This is a genomic window from Tardiphaga sp. 285_C5_N1_2 (genome assembly GCF_052076065.1).
Lineage (GTDB): Bacteria > Pseudomonadota > Alphaproteobacteria > Rhizobiales > Xanthobacteraceae > Tardiphaga > Tardiphaga robiniae.
This window is the reverse complement of sequence record NZ_CP197241.1, coordinates 3,350,594-3,371,342: the sequence shown is the minus strand read 5'-3', so window position 1 is coordinate 3,371,342 and position 20,749 is coordinate 3,350,594. Positions and strand designations below refer to the sequence as shown.

Below are 20,749 nucleotides of genomic sequence, written 5' to 3'. Positions count from 1 at the left end.
CAACGAACCAATATTACAGGGAGAAGACGAAAGATGACTGGATTTAAACCGGATCGCCGATCTCTGCTCAAGGGCGGCGCGATCACGCTTGCTGCTGCGGCGACCATGTCCGCGGATCAATTGCTAGGCTACGCAAAAGCCTGGGCGCAGGCCTCACAGTGGAAGCCGGAAGCTGGCGCCAAGATCAACCTGCTGCGCTGGAAGCGCTTCGTCGAAGCCGAAGACGTGGCCTTCATGAAGATCGTCGACGCCTTCCAGAAGGCGACCGGCGTCACCATCACCGTCTCCAACGAATCCTATGACGACATTCAGCCAAAGGCTTCGGTCGCGGCGAATACCGGGCAGGGCCTCGACATGGTCTGGGGCCTGTACTCCCTGCCGTTCCTGTTCCCGACCAAGTGCATGGACGTCTCCGACGTCGCCGACTATCTCGGCAAGAAGAACGGCGGCTGGGCCGAGTCCGGCAAGCAGTACGGCATGCATAACGGCAAGTGGATCGGCGTTCCGGTCGCTGCGACCGGCGGTCTGGTGAATTATCGCGTCGCCGCCGCTGAAAAGGCCGGCCACAAGACGTTCCCGAATGATCTCGGTGGCTTCCAGGATCTGTTCAAGGGCATGAACAAGAACGGCACCCCCGGCGGCATGGCGCTGGGCCACGCTTCGGGCGATGCCAATGGCTGGGTGCACTGGGCGCTGTGGGCCCATGGCGGCAAGCTGATCGACAAGGACAACAAGGTCACGATCAATTCTCCGGAGACCGCGAAGTCCCTGGAATACGTCAAGTCGCTCTACGATAACTTCATTCCCGGCACCGCATCCTGGAACGACTCGTCGAACAACAAGGCATTCCTGGCCGGCCAGCTGCATCTGACGACCAACGGGATCTCGGTCTATGTGACCGCAAAGAAGGAAGCCCCGGCGATTGCCGAAGACATGAACCACGCGCATTTGCCCGTCGGTCTGGACGGCAAGCGGCGTGAGCTTCATCTCGGTTTCCCGATCCTGATCTTCTCCTTCACCAAGTTCCCGCAGGCCTGCAAGGCGTTCACCGCCTTCATGATGGAGCCCGAGCAGTTCAATCCGTGGGTCGAGTCAGCCCAGGGCTATCTGTCGCCGTTCCAGCTTGCTTTCGAGAAGAACCCGATCTGGACCGCCGATCCGAAGAACACGCCATATCGCGACGTGGCTTCGACGGCAACGACCCCGGCGGGCGAAGCGCAGATGAGCGAGAATGCGGCGGCGGCGATCGCCGACTTCGTGGTCGTCGACATGTACGCCAATTACTGCACGGGCCGCGAGGACGTGAAGACCGCGATGTCGTCTGCCGAGCGCGCGGCGAAGCGCATCTTCCGCGCCTGAGGACGACCTTGCCGGCGCGGAGCGACCCGCGCCGGCAACTCTCCGGAGCAGCCGTGAATCTCGTTTCACAAAAGGCTGCCTGAACGATGGGAATGGGAATGCCAGAGACCGACTACAAGACAGTTCTCCCGGAAGGCTGGACGCGGCCGCGCGGTTTTGCGCATGCGGTGGTGGCCGGCGGTACGCGGAGCGTCCGGATCTCCGGTCAGCTCGGCAAGCAGAACGGGCAGGGCGAAGTCGCCGCGGGATCCGACTTCGGTACGCAGTGGCGCTACGCGATGGAGAATCTCGTCACCGTGCTGAAGGCAGCGGGCGGCGAACCCAAGCAAATCGTGATGCTGCGCGCTTATGTTACCGACATCAACGCATTCAAGACGTCCGGCGCCGCCATTGGCGAAGCCTGGGGCGCGACGCTCGGTAAGCATTTTCCAGCAATGACACTGGTTCAGGTTTCCGCTCTGATCGATCCGCACGCACGTGTCGAGATCGAGGGCGAAGCGATCCTGCCGTAACCGGATCATGACGCATGACTGACTGCACGACATCAGACCGAAGCCGACATCCGACTGGAGCTATCTTGCAATGACCACGATCCAGACATCGATGCCGGGGGCAGGGAAAGTGATCCCCAGATCCTCGGCCTGGGACCGGCTGCGGATCAACCGCAACTGGCTCGCATTGTGGTTCATGCTGCCGGCCGCGGCATTCCTGCTGCTGTTTCTCGCTTACCCGCTGTTCCTTGGCGTCTGGATGAGCTTCACCGACGATCGCATCGGTCGCGGTGGCGTGTTTGTCGGACTAGAGAACTACGAATGGCTGAAGGACGACAGCATCTTCTGGCTCTCGGTGTTTAATACGCTGCTCTATACGATCGTCGCCTCGGCCATCAAATTCGCCGTCGGCCTCTATCTGGCGCTGCTGCTCAACCGCCACATGCCGTTCAAGGCGCTGATCCGCGCCGCCGTGCTGATCCCGTTCATCGTGCCGACGGTGCTGTCGGCCATCGCGTTCTGGTGGATCTACGACTCGCAGTTTTCGATCATCTCGTGGTCGCTGATCAAAATGGGGCTGATCGACCACAACATTAATTTCCTGGGCGACAGCAACTGGGCACGAGGGAGCGTGATCTTCGCCAATATCTGGCGCGGCGTGCCGTTCGTGGCGATCACGCTACTGGCTGGTCTGCAGACCGTGTCGCCGTCACTCTATGAAGCCGCGACGCTGGATGGTGCCACCTCGTGGCAGCGCTTCCGCTTTATCACCTATCCGCTGCTGACGCCGATCATCGCGGTCGTCATGACCTTCTCGGTGCTGTTTACGTTTACCGACTTCCAGCTGATCTGGGCGCTGACTCGCGGCGGTCCGGTGAATGCAACGCATCTGATGGCGACGCTGAGCTATCAGCGCGGCATTCTTTCGGGTCGGCTCGGCGAGGGCGCAGCCATCGCCACCGCCATGATCCCGTTCCTCCTGGCAGCCATCGCCATTTCCTGGTTCGGCATGCAACGCCGCAAGTGGCAGCAAGGCACTGACAATGACTGATCACGCCGTCGATCACCGTACTGCCGTCGCGCCGACCGTCGAGAAAGACGATCACAGTGAGGGCATGGCCTATCTGGAGTCGCTGCCGAGGCGCATCGTCACGCTCTACATTCCGTTGTTCATCATCGTGGTGATCCTGCTGTTCCCGTTCTACTGGATGGCGCTGACCTCGATCAAACCCGACGAGCAACTGATCGACATGGAGCGGTTCAATCCGTTCTGGGTGATCAAGCCGACCTTCAAGCACATTCAAAAGCTGCTGTTCGAAACCAACTATCCGCAGTGGCTGTGGAATACGATGTATGTGGCAGCGGCTTCGACATTTTTGTCGATCGTTGCCAGTGTGCTCGCCGCCTATGCCATCGTGCGGCTGCGCTTCCGTGGTGCCGAGACGGTCGGGGCGCTGATCTTCATGGCCTATCTGGTGCCGCCGTCGATCCTGTTCATCCCGCTGGCCTCGGTCATCCAGGCCTATGGCCTGTTCGACTCGCCGCTGTCGCTGATCCTGGTCTATCCGACGCTGCTGATCCCGTTCTCGACCTGGCTCCTGATGGGCTATTTCAAGACCATCCCGTTTGAGCTCGAGGAATGCGCCCTCATCGACGGCGCCTCGCGCTGGCAGATCCTGGTCAAGATCATCATTCCCCTGGCGGTGCCCGGCCTGATCTCGGCCTTCATCTTCTCGTTCACTTTGTGCTGGAACGAGTTCATCTATGCGCTGACCTTCCTGCAATCGACCCAGAACAAGACCGTGCCTGTGGCCATCGTCAACGAATTCGTCGACGGCGACATCTACAAATGGGGCTCGCTGATGGCCGGCGCGCTGGTTGGCTCGCTGCCGCTGGTGATCCTGTATGCTTTCTTCGTCGAGCACTATGTGTCGGCGATGACGGGCGCGGTGAAGGAGTAGGCGGCTTACCCAATGTACCGCCCTCATCCTGAGGAGCGGTCGTCTTCGACCGCGTCTCGAAGGATGGCCGTAGTCTCATTCATGGTTCGAGACGGCGCCAAAGAGGCGCCTCCTCACCATGAGGGCCAGAGTTGAACCCAAGAACAAGAAGAAGGAGTTTTCCCTTGCACATCCTCATCCTCGGCGCCGCCGGCATGGTTGGCCGCAAGCTCACAGAGAAACTGGTTCGCGACGGCCGTCTCGGCAATCGCGACATTACCCGCATGACCCTGCAGGACGTGGTGGCGCCGGCAAAGCCTGCGGGTGCGTCGATTCCGATCGAACTGGTGACGTCGGACTTCGCCGACCCCAAGACGGCTGCGCCGCTGGTCGCCCACAAGCCGGAGGTGATCTTTCATCTCGCCGCCATCGTGTCGGGGGAGGCGGAGGCTGATTTCGACAAGGGCTATCGCATCAATCTCGACGGCACCCGCTACCTGATCGACGCTATCCGCGCCATCGGCGGCGGCTACAAGCCGCGGCTGGTCTTCACCTCGTCCATCGCCGTGTTCGGCGCGCCGTTCCCCGACAAGATCGGTGACGAGTTCATTCACACGCCGCTGACCTCCTATGGGACGCAGAAGTCGATCTGCGAAATGCTGATCGCCGACTACACCCGCAAGGGTTTCCTGGACGGCATTGGCATCCGCCTGCCGACCATCTGCGTCCGTCCGGGCGCACCGAACAAGGCCGCCTCCGGTTTCTTCTCCAACATCATCCGCGAGCCGCTGGCCGGCAAGGAAGCCATCCTGCCGGTGTCCGAGGACGTCCGCCACTGGCACGCGTCGCCGCGCTCTGCGGTGGGCTTCCTCGTCCACGCCGGCACGACGGATCTTCAAGCGATGGGCCCGCGGCGTAATCTCAGCATGCCCGGCATGTCGGTGACCGTCGGCCAGCAGATCGCCGCACTGGATCGCGTTGCCGGCAAGAATGTCGTCGCCCGCATCAAGCGCGAGACCGATCCGGTCATCACTGGCATCGTGTCAGGCTGGCCGCGTGATTTCGATACCGCACGCGCGCTGAAGCTCGGCTTCACCACGGCCGAGAAAACCTTCGACGACATCATCCGCATCCATATCGAGGATGAACTCGGCGGCAAGTTCGTCGATTGAGGCCACCATGCGGATCGCCAGCATCGGCGAATGCATGATCGAGCTGCGTCAGATGCCGGGTGGGCACCTGACGCGGTCCTTTGGCGGCGACACGCTGAACACTGCGGTCTACCTTGCTCGGCTTGGCGCGGAGGTCGATTACGTCACCGCGCTCGGTGACGATCCGCTCAGCGACGAGATGATTGCCGGCTGGCAGGCCGAGGGCATCGGCACTGAGCGGGTGATGCGCCTCAAGGGCAAGCTGCCCGGCCTGTATATGATCGAGACCAATGAGGCGGGCGAGCGCCGCTTCTATCACTGGCGCGATGCGTCAGCTGTCCGCAGCTTGCTAAGTCTACCCGAGACTGACGCGCTGCTGTCCGCACTCGCGGACTATGATCTGATCTATCTCTCGGCCATCACACTGTCGCTGTTCGACATCGCTGGACGCGACCGCCTGATTGCGGCGCTTCAACAAGCGCGCGGTGCAGGCGTCCGCGTCGCTTTCGATACCAATTTCCGCGCCCGCGGCTGGCCCGATCTCGATATCGCACGCAACGCGTTCCAGAGCGCCTTCGCGGTGTCGGACATCGTGCTGGCCTCGGCCGAGGACTTGTTGCCGCTCTATCCTGGCGAGGCCGAGGAAAAGCTGCTGTCGCGCGTTGAAGCCGATGAAGTGGTGCTCAAGCTCGATAGCCCCGCGAGCATCATACGGCATAACGGCCAGCCGCAGCGTGTCGAGGCCGAGCCGGTGACCCAGCCGGTGGTCGATACCACTGCCGCCGGCGACAGTTTTGCCGCTGCCTATCTGCACGCACGTCTGAGCGGCGCTCAGCCTGTCGCCGCCGCACAGGCAGGTCACTATCTCGCCGGCACTGTCGTCTGCCATCCCGGCGCGATCATCCCGCGCGAGGCGATGCCCGATATGATCGCGTTCGACACACCATCATGAGAGGACCATCCGCATGAACAAGCCTCTCGATATCGGTCAGCGTCAGGATCATCTGCGAAAGCTGCTGAAGGCAGCATTCGTCGTTCCCGTGCTCACGATCGAACGTGTTGCCGACGCCGTGCCGCTGGCGCGGGCGTTAGTCGCCGGTGGTATCCGCACGCTGGAAATCACCTTGCGCACCGATGCTGCCGTTGAAGCGGCGAAGGCCGTCATCGCCGAAGTGCCGGAGGCCATCGTCGGCATCGGCACGGTGCTCACGCCGGCGGATTTCCAGAAGGCCTATGCCATCGGGGCGCGCTTCACGGTCAGTCCCGGCGCGACGCGCGAATTGCTGGACATTGCAGCTTCCAGCGATCTGCATTTCCTGCCGGGCGTCGCCTCGGCCTCGGAACTGATGCAGGCGCGCGAACGCGGTTTTGATGTGCTCAAGTTCTTCCCCGCGGAACAGGCCGGTGGCATCGCGATGCTGCGCGCCTGGGCGGGACCGTTTCCTGACGTGAAATTCTGCCCTACAGGCGGGGTCGGCGAGGCCAATGTGGCGAGCTGGCTCACCGAGCCGATGGTTCTGGCGGTCGGCGGGTCCTGGATCTGTCCGTCCTCAATGATACGTTCTGGCGATTGGGCAGGCATAACGGCCATGTGCGCGCGGACCATGAAAAGCCTGCAAGCGCCATGAAGCCGGGCTATAACGGGCTCAATATTTGAAATCGATCAGGGAGACGACCATGACTGCCAGCATCGTTGGTTGGGCGCATATGCCGTTCGGAAAATTCGACGCCGAGACCGTCGAGAGCATGGTGGTTCGCGTCGCGACCGAAGCCATGGCCGATGCGGGCATCTCCGCCAGTGATGTCGATGAAATCGTGCTCGGTCATTTCAACGCCGGCTTCTCGCCGCAGGACTTTACCGCATCGCTGGTGCTGCAGGCCGATCCCGCTTTGCGCTTCAAGCCCGCCACCCGCGTCGAGAATGCCTGCGCCACCGGTTCGGCTGCCGTGCATCAGGGTATCAAGTCGATCGCCGCCGGCGCTGCCAAGATCGTGCTCGTGGTTGGCGTCGAGCAGATGACCCGCACGCCGGGACCTGAGATCGGTAAGAACCTGCTCCGCGCGTCCTATCTGCCGGAAGACGGCGAGACGCCTGCGGGCTTCGCCGGCGTGTTCGGCGGCATCGCGCAAAAATACTTCCAGAAATACGGCGACCAGTCCGATGCGCTGGCGATGATCGCCGCCAAGAACCACGCCAATGGCGTCCACAATCCCTATGCGCAGATGCGCAAGGATGTCGGCTTCGAATTCTGTCGCTCCGAAAGCGACAAGAACCCGTTCGTCGCCGGCCCCTTGAAGCGCACAGACTGCTCGCTGGTGTCCGACGGCGCCGCGGCACTGGTGCTCACGGATTCCGAGACCGCGAAGACCATGGGCAAGGCGGTCAACATCAAGGCCACCGGCCATGCGCAGGATTTCCTGCCGATGTCGAAGCGCGACATCCTTCAATTCGAGGGCTGCACCGTGGCCTGGCAGCAGGCGCTGAAAACCGCCGGCGTTGAGATCGGCGATCTCTCTTTCGTCGAGACGCATGACTGTTTCACCGTCGCCGAACTGATCGAATATGAAGCCATGGGCCTGACGCCGCGCGGGCAGGGCGCACGCGCCATCAAGGAAGGCTGGACCCAGAAGGACGGCAAGCTGCCGATCAATCCGTCCGGAGGCCTCAAGGCCAAGGGTCACCCCATCGGCGCCACCGGTGTGTCGATGCACGTGCTGAGCGCGATGCAATTGCTGGGTCAGGCGCCCGAGGGCATGCAGATCAAAAATGCAAAACTCGCCGGCATTTTCAATATGGGCGGCGCCGCAGTGGCGAATTACGTCTCCATCCTCGAGCCGGCGAGGTAACGCGCGGGCGAAGCCATGAATGTCGCACAATGGCTGGCGTCGTCGGCACGCCTGCATCCGCAGGCGCCGGCGCTGCTGACCGGCACCACGGTCCAGGCTGACTACAAAACCTTTGCGCATCGTGCCGCGGCCATCGGCGCCGGCCTCGTGCGCGATTACGGTATTCAGCCTGGCGACCGCGTCGCGCTATTCATGTCGAACGCCACGCAATATCTCGAATGCATGTATGCGGTGTGGTGGATCGGCGCTGTCGTGATCCCCATCAATGCCAAGCTGCATGGCCGCGAGGCGGCATGGATCTGCGACAATGCTGGCGCGAGGCTGGCCTTCGTCGACGACGACAGCCGTGGCGCGCTTGTTCAGGTCGAGGAAGACCTGCCGACCTCGATGCAGATGCTGTCCATCGACAGCGAGACGTTTCACGAATTGCAGCATGGCGAGCCGGTGTCCGCAGTGCCACTGTCCCGTGACGACAACGATCTCGCCTGGCTGTTCTACACCTCCGGCACCACTGGGCGGCCGAAGGGCGTGATGCTCAGCCATGGCAATCTGGGGGCCATGTCCATGTGCTATCTCGCCGATGTCGATCAGGTCCACCAGAAGGACGCTATCCTCTATGCCGCGCCGATCTCGCATGGCGCTGGGCTCTATAATTTTATCCATGTCCGCATGGCCGCGCGCCACGTCGTGCCGGAGAGCCAGGGCTTCGAGCCGGACGAAGTGCTCGATCTCGGCAAGCAACTCGGCGATGTCGCGATGTTCGCCGCACCCACCATGGTGCGCCGTCTGGTCGATGCGGCTAAGAAGCGCGGCGAGAGCGGCGAGGGGCTGCGCACCATCGTCTATGGCGGCGGCCCGATGTATCTGGCCGACATCCGCGACGCCGTCGCGACGATGGGGCAGCGCTTCGTGCAGATCTACGGCCAGGGTGAATCGCCGATGACGATCACCTCGCTGCCGCGCGCCTTCCACGCCGATACCGAACACCCGCGCTATCTCGAACGCCTTGCTTCGGTCGGCCCGGCGCAGAGCGTGATGTCGGTGCGGATCACCGATGCCGACGGAAAGCCTTTGCCGGTGGGCGAAACCGGCGAGGTCGAGGCCAAGGGACCGGCGGTCATGCTCGGCTACTGGAACAATGACAAGGCCAACGCCGAGACATTGAAACACGGTTGGCTCCGCACCGGCGATGTCGGGCGGCTCGACGAGGACGGTTTCCTCACGCTGTCCGATCGCTCCAAGGACGTCATCATTTCCGGCGGTACCAATATCTATCCGCGCGAGGTCGAGGAGGCGCTGCTGACGCATCCCGCCGTGCGGGAAGTGTCGGCGATTGGCGTGCCCGAGCCGGACTGGGGCGAGGTCGTCGTCGCCTGTGTGGTGCTGGAGCCCGGCGTGTCGGCTGACGATGCTGCGCTCGACGCGCATTGCCTCGCCAATATCGCCCGCTTCAAGCGCCCCAAGCGCTACGTCTATCTGGATGCGCTGCCGAAGAACAATTATGGCAAGGTGCTGAAGACGGAGCTGCGGGAAATGATGAAGGTGCGGTTGTAGGATGGGTAGAGCGCAGGCGCGAAGCGCTGTAGCGAAACCCATCAATCTTTGCGCGAAAGATGATGGGTTTCGCGAAGACGCTCTACCCATCCTACACGCCGCCTTTACCACTTTGACGCGTACCGGCATCCCACGCATACGGCCCCGCGTCTGGCGCCCTTGCGTCCGTAAAGCCGCTCCCGCTAAGACGAAGGCAACAGGGGCGCTATTGGCGCCTGACCACACGCTTTTCGGGAGCAAACGACTTTGATGGGACCACTTCACGGGATCAAAATCATCGACATGACTTCGGTGATGATGGGGCCTTATTGCACCCAGACTCTGGGTGACTACGGCGCCGATGTGATCAAGGTTGAGTCTCCCGACGGCGACGTGGTCCGCTCGATCGGGCCGATGCGCAATCCCGGCATGGGCCCGATTTTCCTGAATACCAATCGCAGCAAGCGCTGCGTCTGCATCGACCTCAAGAAGGAAGAGGGGCGCGCGGCGCTGCTCAAGCTGGTCGAGACCGCCGACGTGCTGGTCTATAATGTCCGCCCGGCGGCGATGGCGCGGCTCAATCTCGACTATGACGTCATGGCCAAGATCAATCCGCGGCTGATCTATGCCGGCGTATTCGGCTTCAGCCAGGCTGGCCCCTATGCCGCCAAGCCCGCTTATGACGACCTGATCCAGGGCGCCACCGCGCTGCCCGCATTGAATGCGCGCATCAGCAGTGACGGTGTGCCGCGCTATGTGCCCAATGCGCTGGTCGATCGCATCGTCGGGCTCACCGCGCTTGGCGCCATTCTCGCCAGCGTCGTGCATCGCGACAAGACCGGCGAGGGCCAGCGCGTCGATATCCCGATGTTCGAGACCATGGCGAGCTTCATGATGGGCGACCACATGGGCGGCCTCACTTACGATCCGCCGCTCGACAAGGGCGGCTATGGCCGTCACCTCTCGCCGGACCGCCGGCCGTATCAGACGTCGGACGGCTATATCTGTGCGATGGTCTATAACGACAAGCAGTGGAAGAGCTTCCTCAAGCATGTCGGCCGCGAGGAACTGTTCGACGATCCGCGCTTCGCGACCTTCCCGCAGCGCATCCAGCATATCGATACGGTGAATGCCGAACTGTCGCGCATCTTCAAGACCAGGACGACGGCGGAATGGGCCAAGCTGCTCGATGACGCCGACGTGCCGTCAACCCCGATGCACACGCTCGAAAGCATGATGCAGGATCCGCATATGCTGGCGACCGACTTCTTCCAGCAGGTCGAGCATCCGACCGAAGGCGCGATCCGCAGCATGAAGGTGTCGGCGACCTGGTCGAAGACCCCGGTCAATCCGACGCGCCTTGCCTCGCATCTGGGCGAGCAGAATGCCGAGGTGCTGGCCGAGGTCGGCTATACGGCCGAGCAGATCGAGAAAATGCACAAGGATGGCGTGCTCCGACAGGCCGCTATCCCAGATACGTCGGAGCTGTAACGCATGGATTTCGCCCTCGACGCCAACCAGGAATCCATCCGCGACGCCATCGAGAAGATCTGCGCGCGCTTCGACGATGCCTACTGGCTGAAGAAGGACAAGGAGGGCGGTTTCCCCATCGACTTCCACAAGGCGATGGCCGATGCTGGCTGGCTCGGCATCTGTATTCCCGAGGAATATGGCGGCTCGGGCTTGGGGATCACTGAGGCCGCGATCATGATGCGGGCGATTTCGGAATCCGGCGCCGGCATGTCGGGTGCGTCAGCCGTGCATATGAATGTGTTCGGCCTCAACCCCGTCGTCGTCTTCGGCACGCCCGAACAATGCGCGCGTATGCTGCCGCCCATCGTGGACGGCACCGAGAAATCCTGCTTCGCGGTGACCGAGCCCAATACCGGTCTCAACACCACGCAGCTCAAGACCCGCGCCGTGCGTAAGGGCGATCGCTACATCGTCAACGGTCAGAAGGTCTGGATCTCCACCGCGCAGGTCGCCGAAAAAATCCTGTTGCTGGCGCGCACCACGCCGCTGGAAGACGTCAAGAGCCCGACCCACGGCCTCAGTCTGTTCTACACGGATCTCGACCGCTCCAAGATCGCCGTGCACGAGATCGAGAAGCTTGGCCGCAAGGCCGTCGACTCCAACGAGCTGTTCATTGCCGATTTCGAGATTCCGCTGGAGGATCGCATCGGCGAGGAGGGCCACGGTTTCGAATATATCCTGCACGGCATGAACCCCGAGCGCATCCTGATCGCGGCGGAAGCCGTCGGGCTCGGCAAGGCTGCACTGAGGAAGGCGGCCGACTACGCCAAGGTGCGCAACGTGTTCAACCGCCCGATCGGCCAGAACCAGGCGATCCAGCATCCCCTCGCCAAGAACTGGATGGAGCTTGAAGCCGCCTGGCTGATGGTGCTGTCGGCCGGCTGGCAATATGACCAGGGACTGCCCTGTGGCCCCGCCGCGAATTCGGCGAAGTATCTCGCGGGCGAGGCTGGCTATCACGCCTGCGAACAGGCGGTCATGACCCATGGCGGCTTTGGTTACGCCAAGGAATATCATGTCGAGCGTTATCTCAGGGAGTCGCTGATCCCACGCATCGCCCCGATCAGCCGCGAACTGATCCTGAGCTTCATCGCCGAAAAGGCGCTCGGTTTGCCGAAGTCGTATTGATGCGTGACAGCGCCAACACGCTCCGCATGTCGTCCCCGCGAAGGCGGGGACCCATAACCTCCGAGTTTGTAGTGAGGCGCTGTGGTTGCGGCCGCGTTCTAACTTCGCTTCCCGAGGCTATGGGTCCCCGCCTCCGCGGGGACGACAATCGAGTTTGGAGCGACGCATGAGCTACATCACCGGCGTCGGTCTGCTTCCCTACGGCAAGCACGAGGGCTCATCGACCATTGACCTGATGAGCCGCGCTGCCGAGCTCGCGCTCGCCGATGCCGGCCTCAAGCGTGGCGACATCGACGGCTTCCTGTGCGGCTATTCCACCACCATGCCGCATATCATGCTGGCCACCGTGTTTGCCGAGCATTTCGGCATCACGCCGTCCTATGCCCATGCGATCCAGGTCGGCGGCGCCACCGGCATGGCGATGGCCATGCTGGCGCATCAGCTCGTCGAGGGCGGCGTCGCCAGACATGTGCTCGTGGTCGGCGGCGAGAACCGGCTCACCGGCCAGAGCCGCGACGCCTCGATCCAGGCGCTGGCGCAGGTCGGTCATCCCACCTATGAAGTGCCGCTCGGCCCGACCATCCCGGCCTATTACGGCCTCGTCGCCAACCGCTACATGCACGAATACGGCGTCACGCAGGAAGACCTCGCCGAATTCGCCGTGCTGATGCGCAAGCATGCGCTGACTCATCCCGGTGCGCAGTTTCACGAACCGATCACCGTCGCCGACGTGATGGCCTCGAAGACCATCGCCACGCCGCTCAAACTGCTCGACTGCTGTCCGGTGTCCGATGGCGGCGCGGCCTTCGTCGTCAGCTATGAGCCGACCAGTTCAACCAAAATCCGCGTCCGCGGCGCTGCGCAGGCGCATACCCACCAGCACATCACCGCCGCGCCGGCGCTGTCCGAACTCGGCGCCGAGATCGCCATCGCGCGCGCGAAGAAGGCGACGGGCATCGAAATCTCCGACGTGCGCTATGCCGCGGTCTATGACAGCTTCACCATCACACTGGCGATGCTGCTGGAAGATCTCGGTCTCGCCGGCCGCGGCGAGGCAGCGGCGCAAGTGCGTGCCGGCCATTTCGGCCAGCACGGCGCGATGCCGCTCAACACGCACGGCGGTCTTCTGAGCTACGGCCATTGCGGCGTCGGTGGCGCCATGGCGCATCTCGTCGAAACACATCTGCAGATGACAGGCAGGGCCGAGAACCGTCAGGTCAGGGATGCTTCCGTCGCGCTGCTGCACGGTGACGGCGGTGTGCTGTCGTCCCATGTCAGCATGTTCCTGGAGCGCGTGTCATGAGCGAGCTCAAACCCGCTGCCGACTGGACCACCGGCACTGAAGCGATCGGCTATCAGTCCTGCCGTGCCTGCCAGTCGATCCAGTATTTCCGCCGCAGCTTTTGCGCCGCCTGCGGGTCGTCCGATCTCGACGACAAAATCGCAAGCGGCGAGGGCACCGTCTATGCGACATCGCTCGTACTGCGCGCTGGGACGCCGGAAGCGCGCGAGCATGTGCCCTATAATATTCTGCTCATCGACACCGCCGAAGGCTTTCGCATGATGGCCCACGGCGCCAACGATCTCGTGATCGGCGACAAGGTAAAAGCCGGCTATCGGCGATTCACCGGCCGCCTCGTACCGTTCTTCGAAAAGACTCCTCAATGAGCCGTCTGCGCTTCGCCCTCGATCCGAAATCCGTGGCCATCATCGGCGCCTCGGAAAATCCCAACTGGCAAGCCGCTGGTGGTCGCCGCGACGCAGCCCAGCGTCGCCAAGGAGTGAACTTGGTCTGGTCAAGCTTGGCGTCGCCTCGCGCGAGGCGGTCGGTGAGGTCTATGCCGAGATGGAAGGGATCATCCGCAAGCACGGCTCGCGCTTCGACGGCGTCATCATCGCCGCCATGACCGGCGGTCGCCGCGAGATCGTGATCGGCGCGCATCGCGATCCCGTCTTCGGCCCGGTGGTGATGGTGGGCGACGGCGGCAAATATGTCGAAGCGTTCAAGGACACCACGCTGCTGCTGCCGCCTTTCACCAGGGACGATGCCATGCGCGCGATGGCGAAGCTGCGCATCGCGCCGCTGTTCGAAGGCGTCCGCGGTGAGCTGCCGATGGATGTCGATGCGCTCGTGGATGCAATGGTTCGGATCGGCGAGCTGATGGCGGATACGTCCGCCAGGGTGATGAGCATCGACCTCAATCCGGTGATGCTGAATACGAACGGCTGCGTCGTGGTGGACGCCGTGGTGTTCAAGGGGGAGTAGGGATGCTCCGTTAAACCCTCCCTTGCGGGGAGGGTGGCCGCGCGAAGCGCGGACGGGTGGGGGTACCCCACGGTATGACGTCACGTGGGGCACCCCCACCCCGGCCTTCGGCCGACCCTCCCCGCAAGGGGGAGGGTTAAGCAAGTCGACGCTCTATCAGAACGTCACCACACCGCGGATACTCTCCCCGCGCTTCATCAGATCAAACCCCTTGTTGATGTCACTGAGCGGCATCACGTGGGTGATCATCGGGTCGATCTGGATCTTGCCCTGCATGTACCAGTCGACGATTTTCGGCACGTCGGTGCGGCCGCGGGCGCCGCCGAAAGCCGAGCCGCGCCAGACGCGGCCGGTCACCAGCTGGAACGGGCGTGTCGAGATTTCAGCGCCGGCCGGCGCCACGCCGATGACGATGGATTCGCCCCAGCCGCGGTGGCAGGCTTCCAGCGCCTGACGCATGACCGTGACATTGCCGGTGCAATCGAAGGTGTAATCGGCGCCGCCGATCTGGTCAGCGCCGCGTTTGGTCATGTCGATGAGATGTGGGACCAGATCCTTGCCCAACTCCTTCGGGTTAACGAAGTGAGTCATGCCGAAGCGCTCGCCCCACGCCTTTCGGTCATTATTGATGTCGACGCCGATGATCATGTCGGCGCCGGCGAGCCGCAGGCCCTGCAGCACGTTGAGGCCGATGCCGCCGAGGCCGAACACGATCGCCTTGGCGCCTTGCTCGACCTTGGCGGTATTGAACACAGCGCCGATGCCGGTGGTGACGCCGCAGCCGATATAGCAGACCTTGTCGAACGGCGCGTCCTCGCGGATTTTCGCCACCGCGATCTCGGGCAGCACGGTGTAATTCGCGAAGGTCGAGGTACCCATATAGTGGTGAACAGGCTTGCCCTCGAGCGAGAAGCGCGAGGTGCCGTCGGGCATCAGGCCCTGACCCTGCGTCGCGCGAATGGACGTGCAGAGATTGGTCTTGCGCGACAGGCATGACGGGCACTGGCGGCATTCCGGCGTGTAGAGCGGGATGACATGGTCACCCTTCTTCACCGAAGTGACGCCGCGGCCGACATCGACGACGACGCCGGCGCCTTCATGGCCGAGGATCGCAGGAAACAGACCTTCGGGATCGGCGCCCGACAAGGTGAACTCGTCGGTGTGGCAGATGCCGGTGGCCTTGATCTCGATCAGCACTTCGCCGTCGCGCGGACCTTCGAGCTGAACGGTGGTGATCTCCAGCGGCTTCCCGGCACTGATGGCAACGGCGGCGCGAACGTCCATGGCAAATTCCTTCGGTAATGGTCTCGGTGTCGTGATGTCAGGCGGCAGGTCCGCGCAAACAGCCATTGCCGCTTAGCACATGATGGGGCACTGAGCAGCCCATGAAACAGGTTCAGAAAAGCGATCTTGAAATCCTGATCGGACGCGCAGCACCCATCGTCTTCGTGCTGCTGTGGAGTACCGGTTTCATCGGCACCAAGTATGTGCTGAACGGCGCTGAACCTCTGACCTATCTGACCGTGCGCATGATGCTGGTGGTCGCGATCATGGCGGTGATCGTCGCATGGGTGCGACCGGCGTGGCCGGATCGCGCGGGCATCGGCCACAGCATCGTCGCCGGGCTGCTGGTGCAGGGGCTTTATCTTGCCGGTACCGTGTTTGCGGTCGCGCACGAGGTCCCGGTCGGTCTGTCGGCGCTGATCCCGGGCCTGCAGCCGATCCTCACCTCGATCCTCGCCAGTCGGTTTCTCGGCGAGCGCGTCACGCCGCTGCAATGGGGCGGGGTGGCGCTCGGTCTCGCCGGCGTATTGCTGATCCTGCATGGTCGGCCGATGACGGGCGAGGCGGGCTGGGGCTGGTTCGCGTCCGCCATTTCGCTGATCACGATCACCGTCGGCACGCTCTATCAGAAGCGCTATTGCGGCGGCATCGACTGGCGCACGGGCAGCTTCATTCAGCAACTCGCATCAATGGTCATGCTCGGCATCGGCGCGTGGGCCCTTGAGACCAATGTGATCCACTGGTCGGCGGAGTTCGTGCTGTCGGTGGTGTGGCTCGCGGTGGTGCTGTCTATCGGCACTGTCGGGCTGCTCTACTGGCTGCTGCGGCGTCAGGCCTCGAGCCAGGTGGCGAGTCTGTTCTATCTGGTGCCGGCCGTGACGGCGCTGATGGCGTTCGTTCTGTTTGGTGAAAAGCTCGATGCCGTTGCCATCATCGGCATGATTGCCTGCGGCGCTGCGGTATTGCTGGTCAACCGCGCCAGGGCCTGACGCCATCCTGCGTCAATCCAGACCCCGGACATGAAAAAGCCTCCGGGCTTGGACCCGGAGGCTTTCACATCTGCGAAGAAGCTTACTTCTTCTTGGCAGCCTTCTTGGCCTTCTTGGCCTTCTTCGGAGCGGCCTTCTTGGCGGCCTTCTTCACGGTCTTCTTGGCAGCCTTCTTCACGGTCTTCTTGGCGGCCTTCTTGACGGTCTTCTTCACTGCTTTCTTAGCCATTGGTCTCGCTTTCTGGGTTTTCTTCTTTGAAGATTTCTTCGCAGAAGTTTTCTTGGTGGACTTCTTCGTCTTCTTAGCCGGGGTCACTTTCTTTGCGACTTTCTTTGCGGCCTTCTTGACCTTCTTCGCCACCGAGGTGGCGACTTCCTTAGTCGCGTCGGCTGCGCTGCTAAGCGCGTCCGTCACTTGCTCCAGGACTGGAGTGTCGTCGTTCATAGCATCCCCCAACATTGTCGACTTTTTCACGTTAGTCCGATTCGGGCGCGTGTTGAAGAGTGTGTTATCGACAGTCAACTATTTCGTATCGTTGTGTACGCCTTTAATGCGCGCTCGCGACCGACTTTGTGATCGACGATCGGCGACGGATAGTCTTTGCCTAAAGTGATTCCCGCGTTTTTGAGTTCGAGCGGTGAAGCTGTCCAAGGCTGATGAATATGTTTTGTGGATAGTTCTGTCAGTTCGGGTATCCAGCGCCTGACATAGACACCACCGGGATCGAACTTCTCACCCTGCAGGATCGGATTGAAGACGCGGAAGTAGGGTGCTGCATCCGCGCCGGAGCCTGCGACCCACTGCCAGTTGGCGGGATTGCTGCCCGCATCCGCGTCGACAAGCGTATCCCAGAACCACTTCTCGCCCTCGCGCCAGTCGATGAGCAGATGTTTGACGAGGAAAGATGCGACCACCATGCGTACGCGATTGTGCATCACACCGGTGTGCCAGAGCTCGCGCATGCCGGCATCGACGATCGGATAGCCGGTCAGACCGCGTTGCCACGCGCGCAGCGCCTTGCGATCGGTCTTCCATGGGAACTCATCGAAGGATGATTGCAGATTGCCCGTGGCCAAATCAGGAACATCGAACAGCAGATGGCGGCAGAACTCGCGCCAGCCGACTTCGCTCATGAACTTTGCGATGTCGCTGCTGTGCTTCGGATGTTCTGCAGCTGCGAAATGCGCAGCGGTCCAGATCTGACGCGGACTGATCTCGCCGAAGCGAAGATGCGGCGACAGGCGGGACGTGATCTCGCGGTCAGGCCGATCGCGGTCGCTGCTATACCCCGCGATCTCCTTCAGGAAGCGCTTCAGATGTTTCTGCGCAGCCGCTTCGCCTGGCGTCCACATCTCGCGCAGACCGCCGGCCCAGTCGGGCTTCGATGGCTCTAGCGCCCAGTCGGTGAGCCTGTCGCTCTTCACCTTCGGCGCGGGCATGAGTTTCTTCGGCGCCGGAAGCGGCTTCGCCGGTTCGCCCATCGTCTGAACGCGCCGCCAGAACGGTGTGAACACGCGCAGGCCGCGGCTCTCCTTCGTGCCGGTCTCCTTGGCGCGGATTGTCGCAGGATGCGCCAGGAGGTCACCCGGAAAGCTCTGCGTGCCGACATCGAGGTCGGCAAGCGCTTCGGTAACGCCATCGGCGACCGCGAGATGCGGCGCCTGCGCGATCTCGTTCCAGAAGACGTGGCTGGCATCGACTGCGCGCGCCACATCGACAATGACGTCGGCCGCAGTGCCCTTGCGCAGCACCAGTGTGCCGCCGATGGCGTCGAGGCTTGCGCTGAGTGCGCGCAGCGACTGCGCCAGCCACCACCTCGTCGCGCCGCCCATCGAGCGCGCCTGCGGTGGCTTCAATGCCTTGCTCTGTTCATCGAGGATGTAGAGACAGATCACCGGCGCATTGCGCCTGGCTGCGGCATGAAGGGCAGGGTGATCGGACAGACGAAGGTCGTCGCGAAACCAGACGACGATAGGTGCCTGCGTCGGTGTTGAGGTCGAAGATTGATCGGTCATCACTCATCCAACGCGGATGTCGGGTGATTGATCCGGCCGCGAATACCGCGAGAGGCTTTGCAACCCTGCGCGTGCTGGCGCGTGGTATCAGGACATTTATTACCGAATTGGTACTCGAAGCGGTTTTGAAGCGATACGCGATTCGCTACGCGACGACGTTCGCCGCCATGCTGCCGCTGGATCTGCTGGTGCTCGACCTTGCTCTATAGCGCGCTGTTCGGCTTCTTCCGCTACGCGACCTTCGAGCTGACCTCGCTGTCGCCGCTCAAGCACTGGACCTGGCCGGTGGGGGTCGTCGATATCGCCTGGGGTACCTTCGTCACAGCGACGGCATCGACGCTGGGTCTCGTGATTGCCAACTGGCTGACGCCGCGCGGCTGGCGCTGAGTGTAGGATGGGTAGAGCGGAGGCGCACCGCGCCGGAGCGAAACCCATCACCCGCCGCGCTCAACAGGATGGGTTTCGCTGCGCTCTACCCATCCTACGCGTCGGCGTATCGGCACGACGCGCAAAAAAAAAGCGCCGCGATCTCTCGCGGCGCCTCCTTCGTTCTTGCAAATCAGTCGCAGCGTTACTTCGGCTGCGGCACGATGCGGATATAGGGCTTCGGTTCTTTCCAGCCATTCGGATAGATCGTCTTGGCTTCGTCGTTGGTGACGGAGCCGGCGATGATGACGTCTTCGCCATGCTTCCAGTCGGCCGGCGTTGCAACGCGATGCTTGGCGGTCATCTGCAGTGAATCGATCACGCGCAGGATTTCCTGGAAGTTGCGACCGGTGGTCATCGGATAGACCAGCACCAGTTTGATCTTCTTGTCCGGTCCGATGATGAAGACGTTGCGCACGGTGGCGTTGTCCGCGGCGGTGCGGCTGTCGGCATCGCCCGCCACGTCGGCCGGAAGCATGTTGTAGAGCTTGGAGACCTCGAGATCGGTGTCGCCGATCATCGGGAAGGTCGGGCGGGCGCCCTGGGTTTCGTTGATGTCGTCGACCCACAGCGCGTGCTTGTGCACGGGGTCGACGCTGAGGCCGATCAGCTTGACGCCGCGCTTGTCGAACTCCGGCTGCAGCTTGGCGAGCGCGCCGAGCTCGGTGGTGCAGACCGGGGTGAAGTCCTTCGGATGCGAGAACAAAAGAGCCCAGCTATCGCCGATCCAGTCGTGGAACTTGATGCGGCCAGCCGTGGTTTCGGCCTCGAAATCGGGGGCGACGGCGTTGATCTGGAGCGTCATGATGGACCTCATGTCATTCTGATTACAGATGAATTTTGCGAGCGGACTATAGAGGCACGCAATGGTAAATGGAACTGTCCGGCAAAAAGGACAAGAACTTTCTTCAAATTCGGCGCGCGCTGGTATTCAGTTTCACGCAAGGCGGCTGCGGCAAAATACCCACGCAACATGATGTTATCGGATGCCGTGATGTTGCCTCCCGCCCGGCGCAATCCCGCCTGACCGCATCGCCACATCTGATCGAACCCAGCAGCGTCTCGGCGCGACTGAACTGCAACGGTTAGGGATAAGAAGAACTCCTGTCCATCTCTTAACCGAGCGTTAAGTCGCCCATGGAATTGCTGGGCTATGTTGAGAAATATGCTGCAAACAGAAGAGCTTGAAATGTCATCCGCTGCCGCTGCCGACGTATTCGGCGCCATCGAAACGTCCTCCATCAACGATCATCGCGCTGCGGCGCAGGCCCTCGCCGTCGTGCGCGACGGCGTCATCACCGGCGAAGGCCCGACCACCCGTGGCCGTATCCATTTCTCCCGTGCGCTTGATGCCGATGACGCCGCCTGGTGCGAGCGCATCCTGGGTGCGTCGGCACTGGCCAGCCAGCCGGTCAGCCGCGACGAGGCCGAGGCACTGTTTGCGATCAACGAAGCGGCGGCCGAGCGCAGCGATGACGGACGTTTCGACGACCTGTTCGCCAAGGCTGTCGTGCATCACGCTGCGTCCGCGTCGGGCCTGCCGGTGCCGCCGCGCGCGGTGGCGCTGTCGCCCGATGTTGCCATCGAGACCTGGGCGCCGACCAAGGCCGTTGGCGTGAATATCGAAGTGCTCGAATGGATCGCGTCCCAGATGCGCGCCAAGCGCGTCAGCAATGCCGCCGTCATGACGCTGGTCACGACCGTGGTCGGCGCCGCGACGCTGCAACTGCCGAACGTGTTCGACATCGGCATGTAAGCCGGTCGCAGATCGTCAAAATACGAAAAC

Annotated in this window: 23 protein-coding genes; 19 read left to right on the top strand and 4 right to left on the bottom strand. The window is 62.4% G+C overall.

The genetic code is table 11. The features are described from left to right. The first annotated feature begins 33 nt into the window (after positions 1-33). The 14 genes from AB7951_RS16180 (at position 34) to AB7951_RS16115 (ending at position 14,248) form a co-directional block, all read left to right on the top strand. Complete coding sequence (locus AB7951_RS16180) at positions 34-1,359, top strand: ABC transporter substrate-binding protein (protein WP_120291088.1); 1,326 nt, start codon at positions 34-36, stop codon at positions 1,357-1,359. Positions 1,360-1,457: 98 nt separating this feature from the next. Next, the gene (locus AB7951_RS16175; RefSeq protein ID WP_158596833.1) at positions 1,458-1,871 is read left to right on the top strand and encodes a RidA family protein; all 414 of its coding nucleotides are present in this window, start codon (positions 1,458-1,460) and stop codon (positions 1,869-1,871) included. A gap of 70 nt (positions 1,872-1,941) precedes the next feature. Then, positions 1,942-2,901 carry a carbohydrate ABC transporter permease gene (locus AB7951_RS16170; RefSeq protein ID WP_120291092.1) on the top strand — a complete coding sequence of 320 codons (960 nt, stop codon included), beginning with the start codon at positions 1,942-1,944 and terminating at the stop codon, positions 2,899-2,901. Next, on the top strand, positions 2,894-3,811 hold the full coding sequence (locus tag AB7951_RS16165) for a carbohydrate ABC transporter permease (RefSeq protein ID WP_089267203.1): 918 nt from the start codon (positions 2,894-2,896) through the stop codon (positions 3,809-3,811). The genes AB7951_RS16170 and AB7951_RS16165 overlap by 8 nt, the downstream gene beginning before the upstream one ends. Before the next feature lie 164 nt (positions 3,812-3,975). Then, positions 3,976-4,962 carry a D-erythronate dehydrogenase gene (gene denD / locus AB7951_RS16160; protein WP_120291094.1) on the top strand — a complete coding sequence of 329 codons (987 nt, stop codon included), beginning with the start codon at positions 3,976-3,978 and terminating at the stop codon, positions 4,960-4,962. A 7-nt stretch (positions 4,963-4,969) separates the two neighbouring features. Beyond that, a complete protein-coding gene (locus AB7951_RS16155; protein ID WP_199712087.1) occupies positions 4,970-5,893 on the top strand; it encodes a sugar kinase in 924 nt (307 codons plus the stop codon). Between the two features lie 13 nt (positions 5,894-5,906). Then, a complete protein-coding gene (gene eda, locus AB7951_RS16150; protein ID WP_120291098.1) occupies positions 5,907-6,569 on the top strand; it encodes a bifunctional 4-hydroxy-2-oxoglutarate aldolase/2-dehydro-3-deoxy-phosphogluconate aldolase in 663 nt (220 codons plus the stop codon). Positions 6,570-6,618: 49 nt separating this feature from the next. Further along, the gene (locus AB7951_RS16145; protein WP_120291100.1) at positions 6,619-7,788 is read left to right on the top strand and encodes an acetyl-CoA acetyltransferase; all 1,170 of its coding nucleotides are present in this window, start codon (positions 6,619-6,621) and stop codon (positions 7,786-7,788) included. Positions 7,789-7,803: 15 nt separating this feature from the next. After that, on the top strand, positions 7,804-9,342 hold the full coding sequence (locus AB7951_RS16140; protein ID WP_120291102.1) for an AMP-binding protein: 1,539 nt from the start codon (positions 7,804-7,806) through the stop codon (positions 9,340-9,342). Positions 9,343-9,591: 249 nt separating this feature from the next. Beyond that, a complete protein-coding gene (locus tag AB7951_RS16135; protein WP_120291104.1) occupies positions 9,592-10,812 on the top strand; it encodes a CoA transferase in 1,221 nt (406 codons plus the stop codon). Between the two features lie 3 nt (positions 10,813-10,815). Next, positions 10,816-11,982 carry an acyl-CoA dehydrogenase family protein gene (locus AB7951_RS16130; RefSeq protein ID WP_120291106.1) on the top strand — a complete coding sequence of 389 codons (1,167 nt, stop codon included), beginning with the start codon at positions 10,816-10,818 and terminating at the stop codon, positions 11,980-11,982. A gap of 166 nt (positions 11,983-12,148) precedes the next feature. Beyond that, the gene (locus tag AB7951_RS16125) at positions 12,149-13,285 is read left to right on the top strand and encodes a thiolase family protein (protein WP_120291108.1); all 1,137 of its coding nucleotides are present in this window, start codon (positions 12,149-12,151) and stop codon (positions 13,283-13,285) included. Continuing rightward, positions 13,282-13,650, top strand: coding sequence for an OB-fold domain-containing protein (locus AB7951_RS16120; RefSeq protein ID WP_120291110.1), 369 nt, complete (start codon positions 13,282-13,284; stop codon positions 13,648-13,650). The genes AB7951_RS16125 and AB7951_RS16120 overlap by 4 nt, the downstream gene beginning before the upstream one ends. Beyond that, positions 13,598-14,248 (top strand): acetate--CoA ligase family protein, encoded by a 651-nt coding sequence (locus AB7951_RS16115; RefSeq protein WP_120291112.1) that lies wholly within the window; start codon positions 13,598-13,600, stop codon positions 14,246-14,248. Before AB7951_RS16120 ends, AB7951_RS16115 begins: the two co-directional genes overlap by 53 nt. Before the next feature lie 156 nt (positions 14,249-14,404). Here the strand turns inward: AB7951_RS16115 and AB7951_RS16110 are convergent, their stop codons facing one another. Beyond that, complete coding sequence (locus AB7951_RS16110) at positions 14,405-15,532, bottom strand: S-(hydroxymethyl)glutathione dehydrogenase/class III alcohol dehydrogenase (protein ID WP_120291114.1); 1,128 nt, start codon at positions 15,530-15,532, stop codon at positions 14,405-14,407. Positions 15,533-15,633: 101 nt separating this feature from the next. Between AB7951_RS16110 and AB7951_RS16105 the strand changes: the two genes are divergently transcribed. Beyond that, on the top strand, positions 15,634-16,521 hold the full coding sequence (locus AB7951_RS16105) for a DMT family transporter (RefSeq protein ID WP_120291116.1): 888 nt from the start codon (positions 15,634-15,636) through the stop codon (positions 16,519-16,521). Positions 16,522-16,603: 82 nt separating this feature from the next. Here AB7951_RS16105 and AB7951_RS16100 read toward each other — a convergent pair whose 3' ends face one another. Both AB7951_RS16100 and AB7951_RS16095 read right to left on the bottom strand, forming a co-directional pair. Beyond that, positions 16,604-16,966 (bottom strand): hypothetical protein, encoded by a 363-nt coding sequence (locus tag AB7951_RS16100; RefSeq protein ID WP_068730647.1) that lies wholly within the window; start codon positions 16,964-16,966, stop codon positions 16,604-16,606. Between the two features lie 74 nt (positions 16,967-17,040). Continuing rightward, entirely contained in the window at positions 17,041-18,537 is a 1,497-nt protein-coding gene (locus tag AB7951_RS16095; protein WP_120291118.1) for a cryptochrome/photolyase family protein, read from the bottom strand. A gap of 23 nt (positions 18,538-18,560) precedes the next feature. Between AB7951_RS16095 and AB7951_RS16090 the strand changes: the two genes are divergently transcribed. Together AB7951_RS16090 and AB7951_RS16085 are read left to right on the top strand one after the other, a co-directional pair. Continuing rightward, positions 18,561-18,746, top strand: coding sequence for a hypothetical protein (locus AB7951_RS16090; RefSeq protein ID WP_120291120.1), 186 nt, complete (start codon positions 18,561-18,563; stop codon positions 18,744-18,746). Further along, the gene (locus tag AB7951_RS16085) at positions 18,736-18,924 is read left to right on the top strand and encodes a DUF2177 family protein (protein WP_439061415.1); all 189 of its coding nucleotides are present in this window, start codon (positions 18,736-18,738) and stop codon (positions 18,922-18,924) included. Before AB7951_RS16090 ends, AB7951_RS16085 begins: the two co-directional genes overlap by 11 nt. A 184-nt stretch (positions 18,925-19,108) precedes the next feature. On the opposite strand, the gene AB7951_RS16080 is transcribed toward AB7951_RS16085, so the two are convergent. Further along, positions 19,109-19,768 (bottom strand): peroxiredoxin, encoded by a 660-nt coding sequence (locus AB7951_RS16080; protein WP_120291124.1) that lies wholly within the window; start codon positions 19,766-19,768, stop codon positions 19,109-19,111. Between the two features lie 68 nt (positions 19,769-19,836). Between AB7951_RS16080 and AB7951_RS16075 the strand changes: the two genes are divergently transcribed. After that, positions 19,837-20,052, top strand: a complete 216-nt coding sequence (locus AB7951_RS16075) for a hypothetical protein (RefSeq protein WP_120291126.1) — start codon at positions 19,837-19,839, stop codon at positions 20,050-20,052. Positions 20,053-20,152: 100 nt separating this feature from the next. Continuing rightward, a complete protein-coding gene (locus tag AB7951_RS16070; protein WP_089267327.1) occupies positions 20,153-20,719 on the top strand; it encodes a hypothetical protein in 567 nt (188 codons plus the stop codon). Positions 20,720-20,749: the final 30 nt, after the last annotated feature.

Excerpts from the sequence above, each read along its gene's own strand:
- AB7951_RS16170 (WP_120291092.1), top strand. The coding sequence starts at position 1,942 with ATGACCACGATCCAGACATCGATGCCGGGGGCAGGGAAAGTGATCCCC.
- AB7951_RS16135 (WP_120291104.1), top strand. The coding sequence starts at position 9,592 with ATGGGACCACTTCACGGGATCAAAATCATCGACATGACTTCGGTGATG.
- AB7951_RS16145 (WP_120291100.1), top strand. The coding sequence starts at position 6,619 with ATGACTGCCAGCATCGTTGGTTGGGCGCATATGCCGTTCGGAAAATTC.
- AB7951_RS16130 (WP_120291106.1), top strand. The coding sequence starts at position 10,816 with ATGGATTTCGCCCTCGACGCCAACCAGGAATCCATCCGCGACGCCATC.
- AB7951_RS16155 (WP_199712087.1), top strand. The coding sequence starts at position 4,970 with ATGCGGATCGCCAGCATCGGCGAATGCATGATCGAGCTGCGTCAGATG.
- AB7951_RS16100 (WP_068730647.1), bottom strand. The coding sequence starts at position 16,966 with ATGAACGACGACACTCCAGTCCTGGAGCAAGTGACGGACGCGCTTAGC.
- AB7951_RS16180 (WP_120291088.1), top strand. The coding sequence starts at position 34 with ATGACTGGATTTAAACCGGATCGCCGATCTCTGCTCAAGGGCGGCGCG.
- AB7951_RS16140 (WP_120291102.1), top strand. The coding sequence starts at position 7,804 with ATGAATGTCGCACAATGGCTGGCGTCGTCGGCACGCCTGCATCCGCAG.
- AB7951_RS16175 (WP_158596833.1), top strand. The coding sequence starts at position 1,458 with ATGCCAGAGACCGACTACAAGACAGTTCTCCCGGAAGGCTGGACGCGG.
- AB7951_RS16080 (WP_120291124.1), bottom strand. The coding sequence starts at position 19,768 with ATGACGCTCCAGATCAACGCCGTCGCCCCCGATTTCGAGGCCGAAACC.
- AB7951_RS16075 (WP_120291126.1), top strand. The coding sequence starts at position 19,837 with ATGGAACTGTCCGGCAAAAAGGACAAGAACTTTCTTCAAATTCGGCGC.
- AB7951_RS16165 (WP_089267203.1), top strand. The coding sequence starts at position 2,894 with ATGACTGATCACGCCGTCGATCACCGTACTGCCGTCGCGCCGACCGTC.
- AB7951_RS16120 (WP_120291110.1), top strand. The coding sequence starts at position 13,282 with ATGAGCGAGCTCAAACCCGCTGCCGACTGGACCACCGGCACTGAAGCG.
- AB7951_RS16105 (WP_120291116.1), top strand. The coding sequence starts at position 15,634 with ATGAAACAGGTTCAGAAAAGCGATCTTGAAATCCTGATCGGACGCGCA.
- AB7951_RS16125 (WP_120291108.1), top strand. The coding sequence starts at position 12,149 with ATGAGCTACATCACCGGCGTCGGTCTGCTTCCCTACGGCAAGCACGAG.
- eda (WP_120291098.1), top strand. The coding sequence starts at position 5,907 with ATGAACAAGCCTCTCGATATCGGTCAGCGTCAGGATCATCTGCGAAAG.
- AB7951_RS16095 (WP_120291118.1), bottom strand. The coding sequence starts at position 18,537 with ATGACCGATCAATCTTCGACCTCAACACCGACGCAGGCACCTATCGTC.
- AB7951_RS16070 (WP_089267327.1), top strand. The coding sequence starts at position 20,153 with ATGTCATCCGCTGCCGCTGCCGACGTATTCGGCGCCATCGAAACGTCC.
- AB7951_RS16110 (WP_120291114.1), bottom strand. The coding sequence starts at position 15,532 with ATGGACGTTCGCGCCGCCGTTGCCATCAGTGCCGGGAAGCCGCTGGAG.